This window comes from Pseudomonadota bacterium (assembly GCA_018817425.1).
Classification (GTDB): Bacteria; Desulfobacterota; Desulfobacteria; order Desulfobacterales; family RPRI01; genus RPRI01.
Window position 1 is genome coordinate 1 of the sequence record JAHITX010000111.1, and the last position, 17,498, is coordinate 17,498.

The 17,498-nt window shown below is 41.4% G+C and carries 16 protein-coding genes; all 16 read right to left on the minus strand.

The window, feature by feature from the left end; translation table 11 throughout:
* Positions 1-151, minus strand: a 151-nt coding sequence (locus KKC46_18605) for a hypothetical protein (protein ID MBU1055815.1), incomplete at its 3' end; no start/stop codon positions are given.
* Between the two features lie 14 nt (positions 152-165).
* The gene (locus KKC46_18610; GenBank protein MBU1055816.1) at positions 166-1,434 is read right to left on the minus strand and encodes a 2-hydroxyacyl-CoA dehydratase family protein; all 1,269 of its coding nucleotides are present in this window, start codon (positions 1,432-1,434) and stop codon (positions 166-168) included.
* Positions 1,435-1,438: 4 nt separating this feature from the next.
* Positions 1,439-2,596 carry a 2-hydroxyacyl-CoA dehydratase family protein gene (locus tag KKC46_18615; GenBank protein MBU1055817.1) on the minus strand — a complete coding sequence of 386 codons (1,158 nt, stop codon included), beginning with the start codon at positions 2,594-2,596 and terminating at the stop codon, positions 1,439-1,441.
* Positions 2,597-2,756: 160 nt separating this feature from the next.
* Positions 2,757-3,545 carry a 2-hydroxyglutaryl-CoA dehydratase gene (locus tag KKC46_18620; protein MBU1055818.1) on the minus strand — a complete coding sequence of 263 codons (789 nt, stop codon included), beginning with the start codon at positions 3,543-3,545 and terminating at the stop codon, positions 2,757-2,759.
* Positions 3,526-4,350: a hypothetical protein gene (locus tag KKC46_18625; GenBank protein MBU1055819.1), complete on the minus strand. Its 825-nt coding sequence runs from the start codon at positions 4,348-4,350 to the stop codon at positions 3,526-3,528. The genes KKC46_18620 and KKC46_18625 overlap by 20 nt, the downstream gene beginning before the upstream one ends.
* A 4-nt stretch (positions 4,351-4,354) precedes the next feature.
* Complete coding sequence (locus KKC46_18630; protein ID MBU1055820.1) at positions 4,355-5,437, minus strand: FAD-dependent monooxygenase; 1,083 nt, start codon at positions 5,435-5,437, stop codon at positions 4,355-4,357.
* A 55-nt stretch (positions 5,438-5,492) separates the two neighbouring features.
* Positions 5,493-6,314 carry a hypothetical protein gene (locus KKC46_18635; protein ID MBU1055821.1) on the minus strand — a complete coding sequence of 274 codons (822 nt, stop codon included), beginning with the start codon at positions 6,312-6,314 and terminating at the stop codon, positions 5,493-5,495.
* A 13-nt stretch (positions 6,315-6,327) separates the two neighbouring features.
* Positions 6,328-7,329, minus strand: a complete 1,002-nt coding sequence (locus tag KKC46_18640) for a U32 family peptidase (GenBank protein MBU1055822.1) — start codon at positions 7,327-7,329, stop codon at positions 6,328-6,330.
* Positions 7,326-8,276: a methylmalonyl Co-A mutase-associated GTPase MeaB gene (meaB, locus tag KKC46_18645; GenBank protein ID MBU1055823.1), complete on the minus strand. Its 951-nt coding sequence runs from the start codon at positions 8,274-8,276 to the stop codon at positions 7,326-7,328. The genes KKC46_18640 and meaB overlap by 4 nt, the downstream gene beginning before the upstream one ends.
* An 82-nt stretch (positions 8,277-8,358) precedes the next feature.
* Positions 8,359-8,751 (minus strand): cobalamin-dependent protein, encoded by a 393-nt coding sequence (locus KKC46_18650; protein MBU1055824.1) that lies wholly within the window; start codon positions 8,749-8,751, stop codon positions 8,359-8,361.
* Positions 8,752-8,763: 12 nt separating this feature from the next.
* Positions 8,764-10,482 carry an acyl-CoA mutase large subunit family protein gene (locus tag KKC46_18655; protein MBU1055825.1) on the minus strand — a complete coding sequence of 573 codons (1,719 nt, stop codon included), beginning with the start codon at positions 10,480-10,482 and terminating at the stop codon, positions 8,764-8,766.
* A 314-nt stretch (positions 10,483-10,796) separates the two neighbouring features.
* Positions 10,797-12,374: an FAD-binding oxidoreductase gene (locus tag KKC46_18660; GenBank protein ID MBU1055826.1), complete on the minus strand. Its 1,578-nt coding sequence runs from the start codon at positions 12,372-12,374 to the stop codon at positions 10,797-10,799.
* A 17-nt stretch (positions 12,375-12,391) separates the two neighbouring features.
* Positions 12,392-13,666 (minus strand): (Fe-S)-binding protein, encoded by a 1,275-nt coding sequence (locus KKC46_18665; protein ID MBU1055827.1) that lies wholly within the window; start codon positions 13,664-13,666, stop codon positions 12,392-12,394.
* Positions 13,667-13,690: 24 nt separating this feature from the next.
* Positions 13,691-15,154 carry an FAD-binding oxidoreductase gene (locus KKC46_18670; protein MBU1055828.1) on the minus strand — a complete coding sequence of 488 codons (1,464 nt, stop codon included), beginning with the start codon at positions 15,152-15,154 and terminating at the stop codon, positions 13,691-13,693.
* Positions 15,155-15,219: 65 nt separating this feature from the next.
* Complete coding sequence (locus KKC46_18675; GenBank protein ID MBU1055829.1) at positions 15,220-15,999, minus strand: electron transfer flavoprotein subunit beta/FixA family protein; 780 nt, start codon at positions 15,997-15,999, stop codon at positions 15,220-15,222.
* Positions 15,996-16,994 carry an electron transfer flavoprotein subunit alpha/FixB family protein gene (locus tag KKC46_18680; GenBank protein MBU1055830.1) on the minus strand — a complete coding sequence of 333 codons (999 nt, stop codon included), beginning with the start codon at positions 16,992-16,994 and terminating at the stop codon, positions 15,996-15,998. Before KKC46_18680 ends, KKC46_18675 begins: the two co-directional genes overlap by 4 nt.
* Between the last annotated feature and the right edge of the window lie 504 nt (positions 16,995-17,498).

Sequence of the window (17,498 nt, forward strand, 5' to 3'; positions counted from 1 at the left end):
TCAAAGAGCTGATAACACCGGCCTTAAGATCCCCATAGTTAGTAAGAGCCTTACCGATAGTTACTTTTCCGTGCTTATCAATGATAACCGTGTCGGTAAAGGTTCCCCCGGTATCTATACCAATAATATATTTTTCCTTTTCTTCTGCCATATTATTCTCCCCTTTTAATTTGATCTTTGTCCTACTCTATCAGATAATATCTCAATAAATTCCTTTAATTTTACCTGCATCTCTTCTACAGTAACAAAAGTCGGATCCATTATATCGCAATCTACTACCAGTGTCTGAATCCCCGCTTGTTCGCTTAAAGCGTCTTTTAAAGATCTTATAATTCCTGACTGACGGCAGGCATTCTGAGCCCAGAACACTGCCCCATCAATCTTATAGTCCTTAACCACCTGAATGGAATCATTTATAAAGTCTTTGGAAGAACCCATTATACATCTGGTCATAGGTGCATTAAAATATCTCTTTGCCAATGCTTCCAATGGGTCCGAAGGATCCATCTCATCTTTTCCCCATTGAAAAACAATGCTTTCATTAACAAAAAGAGCTCCATAATCCTTTGCCAGCCAGTCCTGAAGCTTAAACGAAAACTGCGGAGGCATAAAAAGGTCCAGCAGCCTTAGTTTTTCATTGGGAATCGCCCCAATACCTTTTTCGACCCTGGCTTTAACTTCATCTCTTACAATCGTAAACCATTTCACACCTTCCGGAGTCCCGGCGTTAATCCAATACATCCAATAAGACTGCCATGCCCTTCGGCTCTCCATCGGAGAGGGAACAGCTTTTCGCAACTCAGCTATCTCTATGTAAAGGCGCGTCATTTCAGCAGTCATTGCCATATTTTCTTTCAGACGATCCCAGTCCATCTTCCGACCGGTTACCTTTTCTACAAATTCAATCAGCCGTCCGAATTCATTTGCCAGGTATTTAACCCCTCTTTCCGAATTTTCCCATGGAACATCAATGAAATAGTCAGGAACATCATACATATCTGCTGAGACCCCTCCACTTGAGGCAAAAGCATCGCAACCGGCTCCCATATGGACAATAAATTTCGGTTTTGGAAACCACTTTTCAACAAAATGCCCCAGCTGTATTCTGTGAGCCGAACATGTTTCTAAAGGAACTCCATATCCACGGCTTGTGTCCATGGCCTCTTTGTAATTGCGGGTACATACGGTCATTGCACCACTTGACGAAACTATAAGGACAGGAACCATGTCCATGGCATGAAATATTTCAGGCGGAACAAAAGTGCTGTGGGCGGCAATTTCTTTCCCCGACCTCATTGCCTCAGTAACTTTTTGGAAATATGAAGTATATAGCTCGTAATAAGCTTTTTCCCCGCTTGATTTTACTTTAGGCAACACATGGTCTGTTATATCTTCTAAATTTTTAACCGCCTTAAACCATAAATCTTGGTTCATAGCATTAACCCTTTCTTTTTTTTTCTTCAATCATCTCAATAAAAGCCTGCACCCGCGTCTTGATCTGGCCTGTGGCGGCCATGCCATATTCCAGATCCAATCTTAGCGAAGGGATGCCGCGGGTTTCAAATCTTTTGCTGAGACGAACCTCATCATAAATATGCGGAGCACAATAACGTACTACGCCGGTTATCATGCCATCAATATGGAAATCCTCGGCCATTTGTAGTATTCTGTCAAACCTCGGCTCGGATGGGGCCATACGAGGCGCAGGAAATTTATTTAAATAATGACGGGTAATAGCCAACAATGGATCAAGATTTTCATCTTCACTAACAAGATCCATAAAACTCATAGATCCGTTAAGAAGAGAATCCGCCACAACTATACTTCCAAGATCCTCAATCCCTTTTATATATTCCGAATTATGCAAAGCTGTTCCATTAATCATCAAACGCAGGCCGCCATTCAATGCCCTGTCAGAAGTACTTGCCTCATCAATCAATTCTTTCAATAAAACATTAAAAGCTTTTCTGGGCATCATGGCAGATGCATTATAGATCTCAAAAACTTCCGCTCCCGTAATGGGAGGATTATCTTTTTTTCTCAAATCAAATAATTGATTAAAAAGCTTTCTGGTTTGATTATAGGTTTTGATGGCTTCCTGCAAAGCCTCATTCGTTATCTTTTTCTGAAAGGCACGCTCAATATTTGCTATAAATTCTTTTATATTTTCATAATAGAACTCTTCAGCCTCCGGAATATTTTTATGAGGAGTATGTAAAAAAAACATTGCCGGAATAGGCTTATATCTTTCCCAGACATCATACAACCGTCTGGTTCCATCACAATAGGGAGTTGTCATCACTCCGTCCAGAAAATCGTAGCCTCCTTTAAGAGCTACTTCATATATGCTCCTCATATGAGAACAGGTATAAATATGAAGATATGAATTTGCATCATCAAGAGGAACTTCGCCGTAGGGTCCTCTTAACCAGACCGGCAATGCTCCGGCGGCAGATAATATCTCTTCAGGAATATCCCCGCCAAAAAAACCGATCACCTTCCCACCGCTTTTTTTCCACTCTTTTATCGGTGAAGCAAAAGGGAATTCTTTGTTAATCTCCTCAAATGGAGATAATGTTTTTAATAGTTGAGACATAAACTGTTCCTTTCTCTTATACTAAAGGGATAAACAGATTAAATTATTAATCATTACCCCCGACATATGTCAAGATAAACGATTTTTTCAAAATTAACTAAAAGAACATCTGCATAAAGGCTTTAGATATATCTTTATGCAAATCTCTCCTATCTATAAATCAGGCGGTTCGCCTACGCCTAAGCCTGTCAAAAGCAAAAAGAGCCGCCCCTATAGCTCCGATCAACTGCGGATCAGGAGCAATGAGAGGTTCAAGCCCTATCTTTTCCTTAATTTTTGCAACCACACCAGAATTTTTTGCAACTCCTCCGGTAAGGCTGAAATCTTTCTCTACAGATACCTGGGCCAGCATGCTTGCGGCTACTTTGGCAATAGAATCATGCAAACCGGCAACAATATCGTTTTTGGGCACTCCATCCCTAAGCATGTTTAAGGCTTCGGTCTTCGCAAAGATAACACAAATCGTGCTGAATGAAATATTTTGCCGTGAAGAGAACGAAAGCTCACCTAGCTTGTCTACAGGAACCTCCAAGATATCGGCTATTACCTCAAGAAAACGGCCTGTTCCGCCAGCGCATTTGCTGTTTAATATAAAATTGGTCAGACGTCCATCGCCATCACATTTAATGGCCTTTGAATCCTGGCCTCCGATATCCATGATTGTTCTTACCGTAGGGAAATACCAGTGTACCCCACGCGCATGGCATGATATCTCGGATACATGTTTCTCACCTCCGACAAACTGGAACCGGCCATAACCGGTCGGCATAATACTTTCCAGATCGGAAAGTTTCATACCGGCCAGTTTCAGTGCTTCATTTAATACTTTTATGCCAACATCAGGACCTTTTAAAATTGTTTCGCCTATGTGTGAGGAGATAATTTTATCTCCTTCCATAATAACGGCTTTAGCGGTCCTTGAACCTATATCAATTCCTGCTACCGGCATAGGCCTCTTCCTTACGACTAAAAATATGGTTTCGCCCTAAAACGGCAGCACCCAGCGCAACAACGAATTTGGGTTCTTGTGTTACATATACCTCGGCATTGATATGCTTATTAAAACTTCTTACAAAAGCCTGATTCAAAGAGACTCCACCACATAAAAGAACAGGGGGAATCACCCTAACCTTTCCGGTTAAACCGACAACACGTGAGGCAAGTGATTCATGCAGCCCCGCCAGAATCTCAGACCTGGGAGGTGGCGGATCTTCAAAAGCATATGAAAGAATTTCCTGTTCGGCAAAAATGGTACAGGTACTTGCGATATCGATCCCTTTTTCCGCTTTCATAGCTTCTGCGGCCATTTCCTCCAAAGATAAACCCATAGCTTTTGCTATTGCCTCTAAAAATACTCCCCCGCCTGCAGCACATTTGTCGTTAACGGTAAAATCTTTTATCTGGCTTTGTTTATCCAGAGTAACGATTGTTGTATTTTCCGCTCCGACATCAATAATCGTTTTTACATCAGGAAAAAGCTCAAGGCCACCCTTAAACAAACACATGTATAGGCCTTTTTTCATATCGGCAAACGGCAAGTCTCCGCCTGACCGGCTGGTGGCTACAACAAGATCTATATCCTCTCTTGATAATGAATTTGCTTCAAGCGCCTTTTCTATAGCTTTGGCAGCAACAACTTCCGACTTATCAGGCAAACTAAGAGAGTCACGATAAATGACGCCTTCATCGTTCAACAGAACCAATTTTGTAGCAATACTTCCTATGTCAATGCCTATGATTTTCAATGTACCCAATTCATTAAAGACCTGCCTGAGGAGGTCCCGCAATAAGAGTTTGCTTGCTTGCGCAAAGGCCTACATGTTTCCTGATGTCTTCTGACCCATTATAGTAAATATCGAAGGCAGCTCCTTCTCCTTTTATAGACCTTGCTATAGCGCTGCCTGCCCTGTATCCGGAATCTATGGCAACACTGATTCCTTCGCCATTTAAATATATGAGGCCCGCAGCTTCACCGGCAAGCAAGATCCTGCCTCCACCAAAGCAGAAATCGCCTCTTAAAAACATATCGTTCATAGCTGTGCCTTCACTTCTGACTTTATCGGCAAGCTTCATTTTGAATCTGGCGGCAAGGAAATCTTCAAACTCCTTCATAAGACGTTTATAACCGCCTTTCATTTTAAAAGCCCCGACAACAAGAGTAAGAACATCGTCTTTCTTATGTATGCTTGCCATACAATCACCGATATTGCCTAAAAAAACATACCAGGGCCCTTCTTTAAATTCGCCCGGATCTAAACATTTGTAATATACCTGATATACAACAAGCTCAGTCAGTCTTTCTTCAAAGGAAGGATCGAATGCTCTGCGCACAAGAGAATCACCCCCGTCTGCACCTACAAGATAAGAACATTCTATCCGGGTTTTTGAACCGCCCTGCATTACATCCAGCTTAAGCTTATCTTTATCAGCGGTAAATCCGGAGAAACTGCATCTTTCTTTTATAACCGCCCCGGATTGTTTAAGCATCCAGTGGTCAAACTTACCTCGCCATATATTTAGGAACTCTGGACTGAATTCCTTCCCGTCCTTGGGAATTTCCCACTCATACACAAAATTTCCGTCTTTTTCAGTCCAGGCAATAATATCATTCCGGTTTATAATTTTTGGATTGCAATATACACTTTCCGGAGGAAGTCCACCAAAATATTTTTCAAGCAAATCCCTTGTCTGTCCCATAAGGATACCAGAGCAGCATTTATGCCTAGGGAGCTTTTTTCTTTCCAGAACCAGAGATTTAACACCATTATCGGATAAAGCCTTAGCGCATGCGGCACCAGCAGGCCCACCGCCTGCAATTACTACCTGATAATATTTTTCCATCGGTTGTATCTCCTAAAATAAAAACTATATTTCAAATATGAAATTTGATTTTTTATTATACAGGCACATCCGGCTCAATAACCATACGGTTTATATGGTTATTTTCCAACACATCAGCAGAAGGTATATTTTCGTTTTTAAAAAACATGGTATTGCCTTTGCTTATCAATGGAACAGGCATTACCGAATGAACATGCTGAAATGTATATTTCTGGCATTCTTTCTTGCAGGGGAAAATTCCGATCTCATCCTCTTTTCCGGCAATATCACAGGAATTTGCCAGACAAAGGCGTGTAGTAGTTATAAAGGCATACGGAACATACAAAGATGTATTAATAATACTATCACCAAGATTTAAATCCAATCCCTGCAAAAGATTATCAAGCTCTATTCTCTTTATTTTATGATCAATCAGAAAATTTTGGTAAAGAGGACTGTCTAGTGAACAACCGCGAAAATAATTGAGAGTACTCTCCGGTAATGAATTCATAACCTCTTTTAACCTCGGGCCGCGTTTCATCTTGTTCAAAAGTCTTCCCATTACCGGTTCAAAGCTTTTATACTTTTCATTAAGTATATTTAATACTCCCCAGTCATTAAAAACAACCTCACTATCCGGTTTAGTTTTTTCAATAACTTTCAAAAGGGGTTTTAATTTCTTTATCCCTTCGTTTGTTACATAAGGAGTAAGAAAAGTAAAATCTATGTTTTTCTCCGAAACAAAATCAAGAACCTTCTCAAGCTTATTGACCGTGGGAAGCAGCCGCTGGCAAAACTCACAGCCAAAATAAATTCTCGAAAAACTTCCGTCGTAATGTTTCAGGTTATTTACTTTTGTAATATATAATGCCCGATCAATCGCTTTGCTGTCATCCACTGAGAATATTCCTCTATGCTACTCTGACTTCAGGATAGTAACACATAGCAGTCCTGCACGGAAGTCTATAAACATATTTATAAAATGCCCGTGTCTGTTCTATGTACTGCTGTCTTGAAATAGTTTTATCTTTTAAAAGTGTAAGCAACATCCTTATAAACTTAACATCATTAATTTTGCGTTTTAAATCATTACCCCGTCCGACTATTTTTACGCAATCAACCCCCATTTCAACAAAATCATAAAGGGCGCACGCTCCACAAGGAACATCATCCATATGAAGTCTGGTCCATACCTGCTGTCTTTTAAAAGCAATCTCAGCCTTATTACTATGCTCAATTGCTGATTTTGATTTTCTATTAGACAACTTGTCCGAATATAAACTTAAGCTATACGGGAGCATGCAGGAATTTTTGAATGAACTTTCCAATGACTGAACATGATCAAAAGTACAAAGGCCATCCACATTTGGACAACGGGAATTAAATATGAAAACACACGTTTCTACGCCGGTTACATTTTTTACTATATCTCTTATTTCGTCGATGGTCAGATGTCTTTCAAAAATTACTTTATCAATCCCCAATTTCTGCAAAAACTTAACAGTCTCAGAGTTAAAAATGGAAACTCCGGTGCTCACATTAATAGATGTGTCAAGACCGGCATCTTTTATAGCAAGGATAAGATTCAGATCTGCAACTATAAATGAATCAACACCAGCATCAATAGCTTTTTTAATATAATCAAGCAGCATTGGATATTGATCCTGGGTATAAAAATGTTCATTTATAGCAAGGTTCACCAATGCATTATATGAATGGGCAATAGAAACGGCTTCTTCTAAAGCATTGAAAGACTGAAGATTGCATATGGTTGCAGGCCGCCTATTAATTGCTGCTATAGTATATCTGCTCAGCCATTTATCCCATATAACACCGCAATAAAGCTCGTTAGCCCCTGCTTTTATAACATCTTCTACATCATCCACTTTATCTATAGGCGCCAGGATATTCATTTGAGATTTTCCTGTTGTTTCAGATAAGACAAAAAGGTTTCCAATAGCACTTCTGCCTGTTGGCTTGGATTTTTATTATCTATTGAAACTTCTTTTATTCCTTGATCAAACTCTTTAGAATCGCTGGTAAATTTATCAAGATAACGCATAATTTTGTCTTCCATAATTTTACAGATCTCGATCCGTATTCTTTTTTCTCTTCTTTGCTTAAGCTGACCGTTTTCTATCGAATAGTCTCTATACACCTCAAGCTCTTTCCAAAGCTCTTCTATCCCTTTTTGTTGTACAGCTATTGTTTTAACCAGGACAGGCTCTCGTTCTCCATTCTTAGTGGCCCAATGCAGAGCGACTTTAAGAGAGGACGCTAACATATCGGCACCTGCCTGATCTGCTTTATTGAGTACAACGATATCTCCGATTTCCATTGTTCCGGCTTTCATTGCCTGGATTTCATCTCCCATTCCAGGACTTAGAACTACTACAACCGAATCAGCAAGTTTTGTAACTTCTATTTCAGCCTGACCGGCACCGACAGTCTCAACAAATATATAATCTTTCCCAAAGGCATCAAGGACATTGGCCACCCGATAGGTGGCCTCCGACAGTCCTCCCATTTCGCCTCTGGAGCCAAGGCTTCGTATAAAGACATTTTGCTTTGTGCCTAAATCTTCCATCATCCTTATACGATCGCCCAAAAGTGCTCCTCCGGTGAATGGGGAAGAAGGATCAATAGCTATAATAGCTACTTTTTTCCCACTTTGGTCTAATAATCTTGCCAGTTTTCCCACTACAGTGCTTTTACCTGCTCCGGGTGCACCGGTAAAACCAATAACGTAGGCCTTTCCGCTATGAGGATAAACTTGCTTCATGATCTCCGGAACTGAAGAATCATTTGCTTCAACTAATGTTATCAGTCTGGCTGTTGCTCTTACAGAGCCATTCAACATATCTCTTACCAGATCAGCGCTACTTTGTTTGGTTTTCAACGACATCCCCCCTAAAAAGTATAAGCATAAATAATATCAAGATTTAAGCATTTACACATTCAACCACATCCTGCAATGTCCCTACTCCAGGCATAAAAACCTCATCAACTCCTATTTTAAGAAGTTCTCTCTTTTCCGGTTCGCTGATTGTACCACCTATAACTACCTTTATATCACCTTTTATGCCCTGTTCACTCATCAGTTCCATCAAACGAGTAGTGTCATATACAAGACCGGCACTGTAAAAACTCATGGCAATCACATCCACATCTTCTTCAACAGCAGTTTTAACAACCTCATCTATTATGCTATATCGGGTAAAAATAACTTCCATACCTTTATCTCTCAACAACTGGGTCAGGTATCTAACACTTACCTCATGAGCATCCTGATCGCTTTTGGTTACAAGAATCCTTTTTTTCATTTTAGTTTCCATGACTACCCCTTTTTATCCTGAGAAATAACCATATCCCAAATTTTCCTGCATTACCTTGGACATCTCTCCGGCTGTGGCCCCAGCTCTTGCAGCCTCAACCAGAGCCGGCATAAGTACGCCACCGGAACTTGGCCATTCTTTATCTACTTTAATTGCCGCTATCTTCACATTTTCCAAAGCAGCTTTTACTTTTTCCTGATCCCTGTTTGCTTTATATTTCTTGATTCGCTCAATGGCTTTCTCTTCGATTTCAATGGGGCGTCTATATATATTCGGTTCAGGATTAGCTTCTTCAACACGGTATTTGTTTACACCAACCTTAACCAGTTCACCTGACTGAATTTTATCAAAACGTTTGGCAGCCGCTTCCTGTACCTGCCCTCTTATCCAGCCTGACTCCCAGCATTTGAGATATCCGCCCATTTGATCCATCTGATCCATAATTTTAAGGATTTCCTGCTCCATTTGATTGGTCAGCCATTCAACGTAATATGAGCCTCCCAAAGGATCAGTAACATGGGGAAGATCGGTCTCTTCCTGTAGAATCTGATATGTACGGACACAAACCTTAACCGCCTCTTCTGTTGGAATACTTATAGCTTCATCATATGAAACTACCCACATTCCCTCAATATCAGCCATCATACCTGCCATAGTCATAACAGTAACACGGATAATATTATTATATATTTCCTGGGCTGTAAGCTCGTTCCCGGCAGTCTGAGCTATAATTATTTTATGCCTGAGCGCATCCGGGTTGGTAACTCCAAATCTTTGAGCAAATATCTTGGCCCACAATCTTCTGGTAGCCCGCAACTTTGCCACTTCTTCAAAAAAGTTTTGACTAACGTGAGGATGCCCCAAATACTTGGCAACCACGTCATTAGGATCAAGACCTACTTTTTGGCACTCTTCTACCGCAGCAATAGTGTGAGCCATGGCAAAAGCAACTTCCATAGCAGGCGTTGCTCCTGATTCACCTAAATTATAGCCATCAAAGGCACCGGGACATGCAAGTGGCATATTATCTGCGTGCCATTTGATCAGCTCGGTTGACATCTTTAAGGCTGTCTTTGGTGGGTACCCGGCTGCATCCCAGAACTGCTGATGATGAAACAGATTGCAGGGCAAATTCCACATATCGGCAAGGTTTTCTTTTCGCCGATCAAGAATATAAGCTGCAAACAGAGCGTTTATCGGAAGAGCGTTATCAATAGCAAGTAACGCTGTAAAAAGTTTTGTAATATCCAGACCATCAAAATATTCAGCAAAGTCATCAATTGTGCTGAAAGAACATCCACACTCACCGACCTTGCCTTTTGCTGCCGGATGATCGGGATCCAATCCTCTCTGAGTTGGAAGATCTAATGTCATTACAGCTGTAACAAGTCCGCCCTGGGAAACGCTTCCAAGACTCTGAAGAAACTCACGGCGCTCCCTGGTCTCCTCTGTGGTAGCAAACCCATATCCCTGATTCATAAGCATGGGTTCTACCTGATAATGAAAGGGATAATTACCGCGGGTAAAGGGGAAGTTCCCTGGTATTCCAACATCCTGAAAGTCAAGATCCTTTATATCATCCGGACCATAGCTTGGTTTCAGGGTTATGCCCGATAAGTTGGTAGCAGGAGGCGGAGGGGGTGGAACTGCTTCAGCAGGCATTGCCTTCATAGCAGCCATCAACTGTTCGTCCAAAAGTTGCTTTTTTTTCAAAGTATCATCAGTAAACATATCTTAACCTCTCTTTTCACAAGGCTTAACTCCATGGGGTAAATCTTTCCAATAAGAATTATCTCACGGGTATTTCAGTAACCATCTAAATTCATTAAGAGATAGAAGCACTTTTATGTAAAGAAGGAAGAGAACACTTTTATGGTTCCTCCTTATACATATATAAAAGGAACAAGGGTTCCTGCGAAACGGTACAATCGGCTTCTTGTCACAGGAACCCTTTTAAAATCCGGCACAAAACTTTATCCGGAACTTACGGTTTCAATACTATATTATATGAATTCTATCTCTGAATAATATTTACACTCAAATAATTATTCAGGCTCGCAATATCCATGAGGATCTGATGCAGTATTCGGATCAAAAACCCTCTTTATCTTTTTCATGTACTTATGGAAATCATGAGCATGCGGGCTTGTCATCGAATGCGCCATTTCACCTGCATTTTCAAAGAACCCCAGCCCTACTCCTTCTGTAATAGCTGCGCCAACACTATCAAAGCCTAATTTAATAGCAGCTTTGGTTGACTCAATGTCAAAAGGATCATACTGATACAGCGGTTCATGATGTGATCCGATAGTAGCTTGTTCATACAGGTTGGAACCCCATACATTGTGAACTTCCTGCAGGAACTGACCACCGTCTACATAAGGCTTCATTAATTTATCGCCAAGGTAACTTCCAAAACAGGCGTTGTCGATTGTATCATCACCTGTAGCTGCACAGAAGAACGAACCTGTTCCGCGGAAAATACCTTTGATAATTTCTCCGCCCCACAGATGCCACCAATAATTGGAGCCCTTAGCATGAGGTACTTTTTCGAGATCTTCATCTATCCAGCCGCCTGTTTTTTCCAGAATCGCTTTTAAGCATTTTTCCTGGTATGCTATTTCTCCGTCGCTGTATCCACCAAGTATTATACCAAATGCAAAGGCATTTTTCTGCAAAATACCTTTCTGCCACAGTTCATAGAATTCCTGGTTGGATTCGGTCATCATAGCACCGTGCCATGCTGCAACAGCTCTGTCACCGGAATATGTCATTTCGGCTTCGGTAATCATATACTGGGCTTCATGCATATCATCCCATGATTTCCATGAACAAATATATGAACTCATTCTCTCAGGAATGATAGGATCATAGCATGGAGATCTTCCTGTACTCTCGTGTTTGTCAGGACCTGGCCAAGGATAAAGTTTAATCGAAATCTTGGTGAATGTTCCAAGAGCACCGAAGGAACCCATATAGCCTCTCATGATGCCTCTGATACCGGGTCCGGGGCCATCTGCGCTAAACCATTCGCCGCTTTGTCCCAATGATCCTAATTTTAACAATTCACCGGTAGACAATACCCATTCCACGCCCAGAATGTTACGAGAGCTGTGGCTTGTATTAATCGAACTCGGCCCCATACCGCAGCATGCAGCATGACTGGCAAGACTTGATGTTGTGGGTCCTGGTCCAATAACATGCGGACGAAGTCCCTTTTTAATACACTCAACATGAAGCTGACCTACTGCAACATAAGGTTCAATAACTGCAATCATGTTCTTTTCATCGATATCTATGATACGATTCATTCTTCTCATATCAAGAGCTATTGTGTCTGGGCTTCCTGCCAAAGATCCCGGAAACCAGCCGGTACTAAAAGCATGAGATTTTATCCCATATTTGTTACATACTCTCTGAATAGCCTGGACCTCTTCGGTACATCCTGGAAGCAACGCCGCTACCGGCCATTCAGGCATAAAGTATTCTTCAGCCGGAGTCTGCATATATGGCTGTACCATAAACACGTATGCATATCCAGCCAAATTAGCCGGCTCTTCTGATATGTTTTCCGGACCTACTATATCTTCGAGTGCCCTGTAAGCTTCTCTTGTTAAAGCCATCTCAAACCTCCTTATTATTAAATTGCCTGCTCGACAAGCTCTATAATATCCAATATCTTGAGTGCATCACCCGAATCGTTGACAGCGTCAGAGAAATTACGTTCGCACCAGCCACATGCAGTTACCATTGCTTCTGCACCTGTTGTTTTTGCCTCGGTAACTCTCTCTTTGGCAACCCAGAGTGAATAGTCAGGATCAGAATCCATACATCCTCCACCAGCACCGCAGCAGAAACTGTATTCTTCAATTCTTTTCATCTCAGTAAGTTTTACACCCGGAATGCTTCTAAGAATATCTCTTGGAGCATCGTAAATACCGTATTTTCCACGACGGAATACTTTCGGGGGATCATGCAAACAAAGCTGGCCCATTACCTTCTTTTCTACACCTTTCCAGGGTATCCAATCTTCTCCCAGTCTGCCAAGGTGGCATGGGTCATGATAGGTAACTCTCAAAGGAACATTCTTGGAAAATTTGAGCTTTCCTTCCTTGATAAGCTGAGCTATATATTCAGTAATATGAAGGACTTCAACATCAAGCTTTCTATCGATTTTATGGTAGAGCACTTTAAAAGCATGGTAACAATCGGAACAGGAAACCACTATTTTCTTGATTCCTGCCGCCTTGAACATAGCCGCATTATTTTCGGAAAAACTTTCGATCTCGCCCTGATATCCCATTTCATAGGAACGGCCTCCGCAACATGCTTCTTCCGTACCGAAGATACCTACATCAACACCGGCTTTTTGCAGAACGGAAATAGCGGTTTTTGCAACCTTATGCAGACTTTCATCAAATGAAATCCTGCAACCGGCAAAGTAAAGGACCTCTCCTTTTTCCTTGGTAAGATCTTTTATCTTAAGGCCTTTAGCCCAATTGCCTCTGTCGGCCTTTTTGGCCTGCATCATGTTGTCTTCTGCTTTCAAACCTTCCATCACGGCCATCAGCTCCGGAACGAGCTGACCATCTTCAACACATTGAGCCCTTAATGCAAGCAACATTTCCTGAGGCTCCATATCACGGTTGGTTTTGCATGTTATATCACAGGCGCCACACATCTGGCAGTGATATATTATATCCAACCATCCATCTGTATATTCTATTTTGTCGGTTACATATGCAAGTGCACTATGATATCTTCCGGCACCGGAATAAGCATGAAAGTTATGTTTTGAAATTGAGGGGCACACCTGAGCAAACTCTTGACCTGGACCTTTCTGCCAGGGAACCCACTTACAATTGGAACACCTTTCACAGCGAACCATATCAGCTTTCCAATCTATTAATGCCATTTTTAACACCTCCTTAAAAGCCTTCTAGAAACACAGTTTACCAGGGTTCATAATTTTATTGGGGTCAAATATTGTTTTTACTTTTCTCAGGAAAGAGGCAGTTTCGCCATCTCTTCTGTAAACCATGTCTGACCAGGAGCCATATGGTCTGGAAAAGAATGCTCCCATATTAGCCAAAGCCATGCTATTATTAACAAGCCCCTTAACCTTATCCATCTCCGCCTTATTATTGCTGTCACAATTTAAGTTGAATTCCACATGACAGCTGGTACCATTAACGGTCGGTTGTATATAAACACCTATATCATTCGGAGAAAAACCCTTGCTTTCAGCCTGTGCGCACATAGCTTTTACAAAGTCAGGTGTATGGTCTAATGTAGTCAGGAAGAATATATCCCGACAGGCTCCTTTGGCTTTATTTTTCCAATAAATCTCACCGGAAGGTTTAGCCAATGCGGCAGCGACATCATCAGCCGACAATCCACATGGAAGTGCTTCCAATGGGGTAAGGCCATTTGCCTGTGCGGCATTTTTAATATCTGTAACCTGATAGGCCACTTTATCCTCAGGCATTACGCCACGACCCTCTGCACTGATAAAAAGAACATAGGGCGGTAACGCATCTTTCAGAGTTGCCACTTCGCTGCTGTCTTTAGCCATTATACAAGCAAGATTGTGGTTGTTTAAAATAAGGATATCATCGCCAAGAAGGACTTTATGCATTTTATAAACAAGCCCTATAAGGTCTTCTAATTTCTGGGCCGGAACAAAAAATGACTTCTTAAGTACTGGTTTTACTCTGCATTTTATTGATAACCAGGTCACAATACCCATAGTTCCCTGTGAGCCTTGTACAACTCTCTGGAAGTCTGTCTGAGCAGGTCCCATAGGTCTTATCTGCGCCCTTTTGTTTTCCCACTGCTGAGCCAGTGTACCCGGTCCTGCAGCCGAACCCGTCATAAACAGATGGCCATCGCCAAAAATAACTTCCATACAAAGCAGCGGATCTTGCGGATCCCAGTGATGTCTAGGCATTGTAATGGGTTCTCTTTCGAGATAACTGCCGACAACTGATTTCGTGCTGCGTGGAACAAGCGGCATATGAGCAGCCAAGCCTTCCTTATCCAGTGCATCAACAAGCTCACCAAATGTTACGCCGGGTTCAATCATTGCAACACGGTTTCTTCGGTCAACTCTTATGATCTTTTTCATTCCGCTAAGATCAACAACAACTGCCCCACCAGTACTGGGAACTGTGTCGCCCCGATAGTGAGGTGCTCCTGAACTCACCGGAACAAGCGGTGTACCTGTTTCGTTAGCCCACTTAATCAATTCCTGTACCTCAGTATTCTTAGTGGGTTTAACCACACAAGAAGGCCGTACCGGGATAACAAAACTCTCATCCCCGGCATAAGCCTCCAGGGTTTTCTGATCATCAAAAACATTGTCTTTACCAATGATCTTCGTTAAATCATCTTTTTGAGCCATAACTTATCTCCTCTTTAATTAATAATGACTTCACAACATTAACCAACTCAAAAAACTAAAACCTCTCACCCCCCTTTTAAAATTGAAGCTAAATTTTCACCTTTTTCTTCGGGAGAATCGCCTTCTATAAATTGACAATCCCTTCCCATATCCGGTGGTGGCAACAGAGCCGCCATATCTATTTGTACCAATTTGTCAGAATCAACTCCGACATCATCAGCACTCCACACAGTTATCGGTTGTTTGTAGGCAGCTATTCTCATTTTGGCAATTGGATACCTCAATTCACCAACTTCACTGCTTACCGTTAACAAAGCAGGTAAGTTAGACTTAACCAATTCGTAGGCTCCAGGAAGTATTTTCTCTATAACCACCTTACCACCATCAATCTTTACACTGCGAACTAAATTAACAGTAGGAATTCCCAATATTTCGCCAAGTATCAGCCCGGTTTGTCCTAAATCCCAATCGCCTCCCTGCCTCCCGGTCAGAATAAGATCGTACTCTCCTAATTTTTCAATTGCCTTTGATAGTACATAAGCGATAGAATTACTATCAAGGTTTTTAAACTGGGGATCATCCACAACTACTAGATTATCGGCACCAACTGCCAATGATCTTCTTAATACCGCCTGGGAAATCTTTGACCCAACGCTTACAACAACAACTTCAGCTCCGTTTTCATCCTTAATACGAAGAGCAGCTTCCAAAGCATTCTCATCATAAGGGTTGATTACCGGTGCCACACCTTTCGTACTAATTGCTTTTGCCTCTGAATCTACCTGTACTGCTGTGTAAGGAGCTTCGGGATCAGGAACCTGTTTTGCACATACTATTATTTTCATGATAACTCCCTCCACTTCTTGTTAAATGCCGGAAGAACCTTATTCAAATCGCCGATAATTCCATAGTTGGCTACATTAAAAACGCTTGCTTTTTTATCTTTATTTATAGCCACAATTTTCTTGGATCTCATCATGCCGACCAAATGCTGTGTAGCTCCGGAAATACCTATTGCCACATATAACTCCGGTGAAACTTTCTCACCGGTTAATCCAACCTGACGGCTTGAAGACACCCACCCCAGATCAACTGCCGGTCTGCTGCCGGCAATTTCAACAACACTACCTGAAGATTGCCTAATCAGATCTGCCATTTCCTCAAGTATCTTAAAACCTTCAGGCCCGCCTACTCCCCGGCCTCCGGATATAATTATATCCGCCTTATCCAGCGAAACGGAATCTTCTTTAACAATTTCTACAGATTCAACTTTAGCTGAAGATGCATCTATATCCGGCGCCACATCGATAATCTCACTTTTGGTTGATACTTTCTCCGCAGGAACCACAACTTTTTTCCTTACCGTGGCAAAATGCGGCTCTTCTTTATATTTAAAGACTGCAACGGCATTTCCGCCATATACCGGTTTTGTGCAAACCAAAAGCCCTTCGGCCTTATCGGTTTCCAGTTCGGTACAATCTGTGACAAGTCTGACCTTTAGCCTGAAAGCCAGTCTCGGAGCAACTTCCATACCTATATTGGTATGACTCATAAGCAAAACTTTGGGGTTAATCTGCGCACTTAATTTTTCCAGAATACCGACCCACAAGTCAGGCATAAATTTTTCAAGTAAAGGACTTTCTATTTTGTATACCTTATTTGCCCCAAATGAGGCAGCTTCATCAGCTATTCCGGAAAGGTTGCTTCCAATAATTACCAATGATAGCTCAAGGCCTAAATCATCCGCAATTTTCCTTCCAGCACCCAATAATTCAAGCGTAGAAGAGCTGATGCCCCCTTCTCCTATTTCTCCGCATACTAACACCGGACGGGTTGACATAAATACAAACCTCCTTTTTTCCCTCCGCCGGTTTTACCCGACAGCAACGGTTTATTCTTAACAAACATTTTTTTTGCCATACAGGAACAAAAATTCATATCAACTAAAACTAAGCAAAATACTAATCTTAATATAATTATAAACAATATGCTTAAATCATGCCAATATTTCAACATCAGTTATATCAGTAAGTTAAATGTATTTATAAGCAAAAGTCTATATGCACGAGCATATATTTACGAAATACAAGAAACGGTTGTATAGCATATGGTATAATTTGCTAAATATCAGAAATATGGCCGATTGAGTTTCAGAGCAGTGGGCAAAAACAAGAGTTTGAGATTAATAAAATGCAGCCAGAAGCTTTATGAAAAAGTTCAAACACATGGTGTGTAACACCTTTTAATATTAAGGTCAAATGCTTTTAAATAAATTAAACAATTTTAAATTGGCGCCTCAAAAACTATCCGCTCAAGTTGCATTTCACCTCTTTATCATTGCAAT

Excerpts from the sequence above, each read along its gene's own strand:
- KKC46_18610 (MBU1055816.1), bottom strand. The coding sequence starts at position 1,434 with ATGAACCAAGATTTATGGTTTAAGGCGGTTAAAAATTTAGAAGATATA.
- KKC46_18615 (MBU1055817.1), bottom strand. The coding sequence starts at position 2,596 with ATGTCTCAACTATTAAAAACATTATCTCCATTTGAGGAGATTAACAAA.
- KKC46_18620 (MBU1055818.1), bottom strand. The coding sequence starts at position 3,545 with ATGCCGGTAGCAGGAATTGATATAGGTTCAAGGACCGCTAAAGCCGTT.
- KKC46_18630 (MBU1055820.1), bottom strand. The coding sequence starts at position 5,437 with ATGGAAAAATATTATCAGGTAGTAATTGCAGGCGGTGGGCCTGCTGGT.
- KKC46_18640 (MBU1055822.1), bottom strand. The coding sequence starts at position 7,329 with ATGAATATCCTGGCGCCTATAGATAAAGTGGATGATGTAGAAGATGTT.
- meaB (MBU1055823.1), bottom strand. The coding sequence starts at position 8,276 with ATGTTGAATGGCTCTGTAAGAGCAACAGCCAGACTGATAACATTAGTT.
- KKC46_18650 (MBU1055824.1), bottom strand. The coding sequence starts at position 8,751 with ATGGAAACTAAAATGAAAAAAAGGATTCTTGTAACCAAAAGCGATCAG.
- KKC46_18655 (MBU1055825.1), bottom strand. The coding sequence starts at position 10,482 with ATGTTTACTGATGATACTTTGAAAAAAAAGCAACTTTTGGACGAACAG.
- KKC46_18660 (MBU1055826.1), bottom strand. The coding sequence starts at position 12,374 with ATGGCTTTAACAAGAGAAGCTTACAGGGCACTCGAAGATATAGTAGGT.
- KKC46_18665 (MBU1055827.1), bottom strand. The coding sequence starts at position 13,666 with ATGGCATTAATAGATTGGAAAGCTGATATGGTTCGCTGTGAAAGGTGT.
- KKC46_18670 (MBU1055828.1), bottom strand. The coding sequence starts at position 15,154 with ATGGCTCAAAAAGATGATTTAACGAAGATCATTGGTAAAGACAATGTT.
- KKC46_18675 (MBU1055829.1), bottom strand. The coding sequence starts at position 15,999 with ATGAAAATAATAGTATGTGCAAAACAGGTTCCTGATCCCGAAGCTCCT.
- KKC46_18680 (MBU1055830.1), bottom strand. The coding sequence starts at position 16,994 with ATGTCAACCCGTCCGGTGTTAGTATGCGGAGAAATAGGAGAAGGGGGC.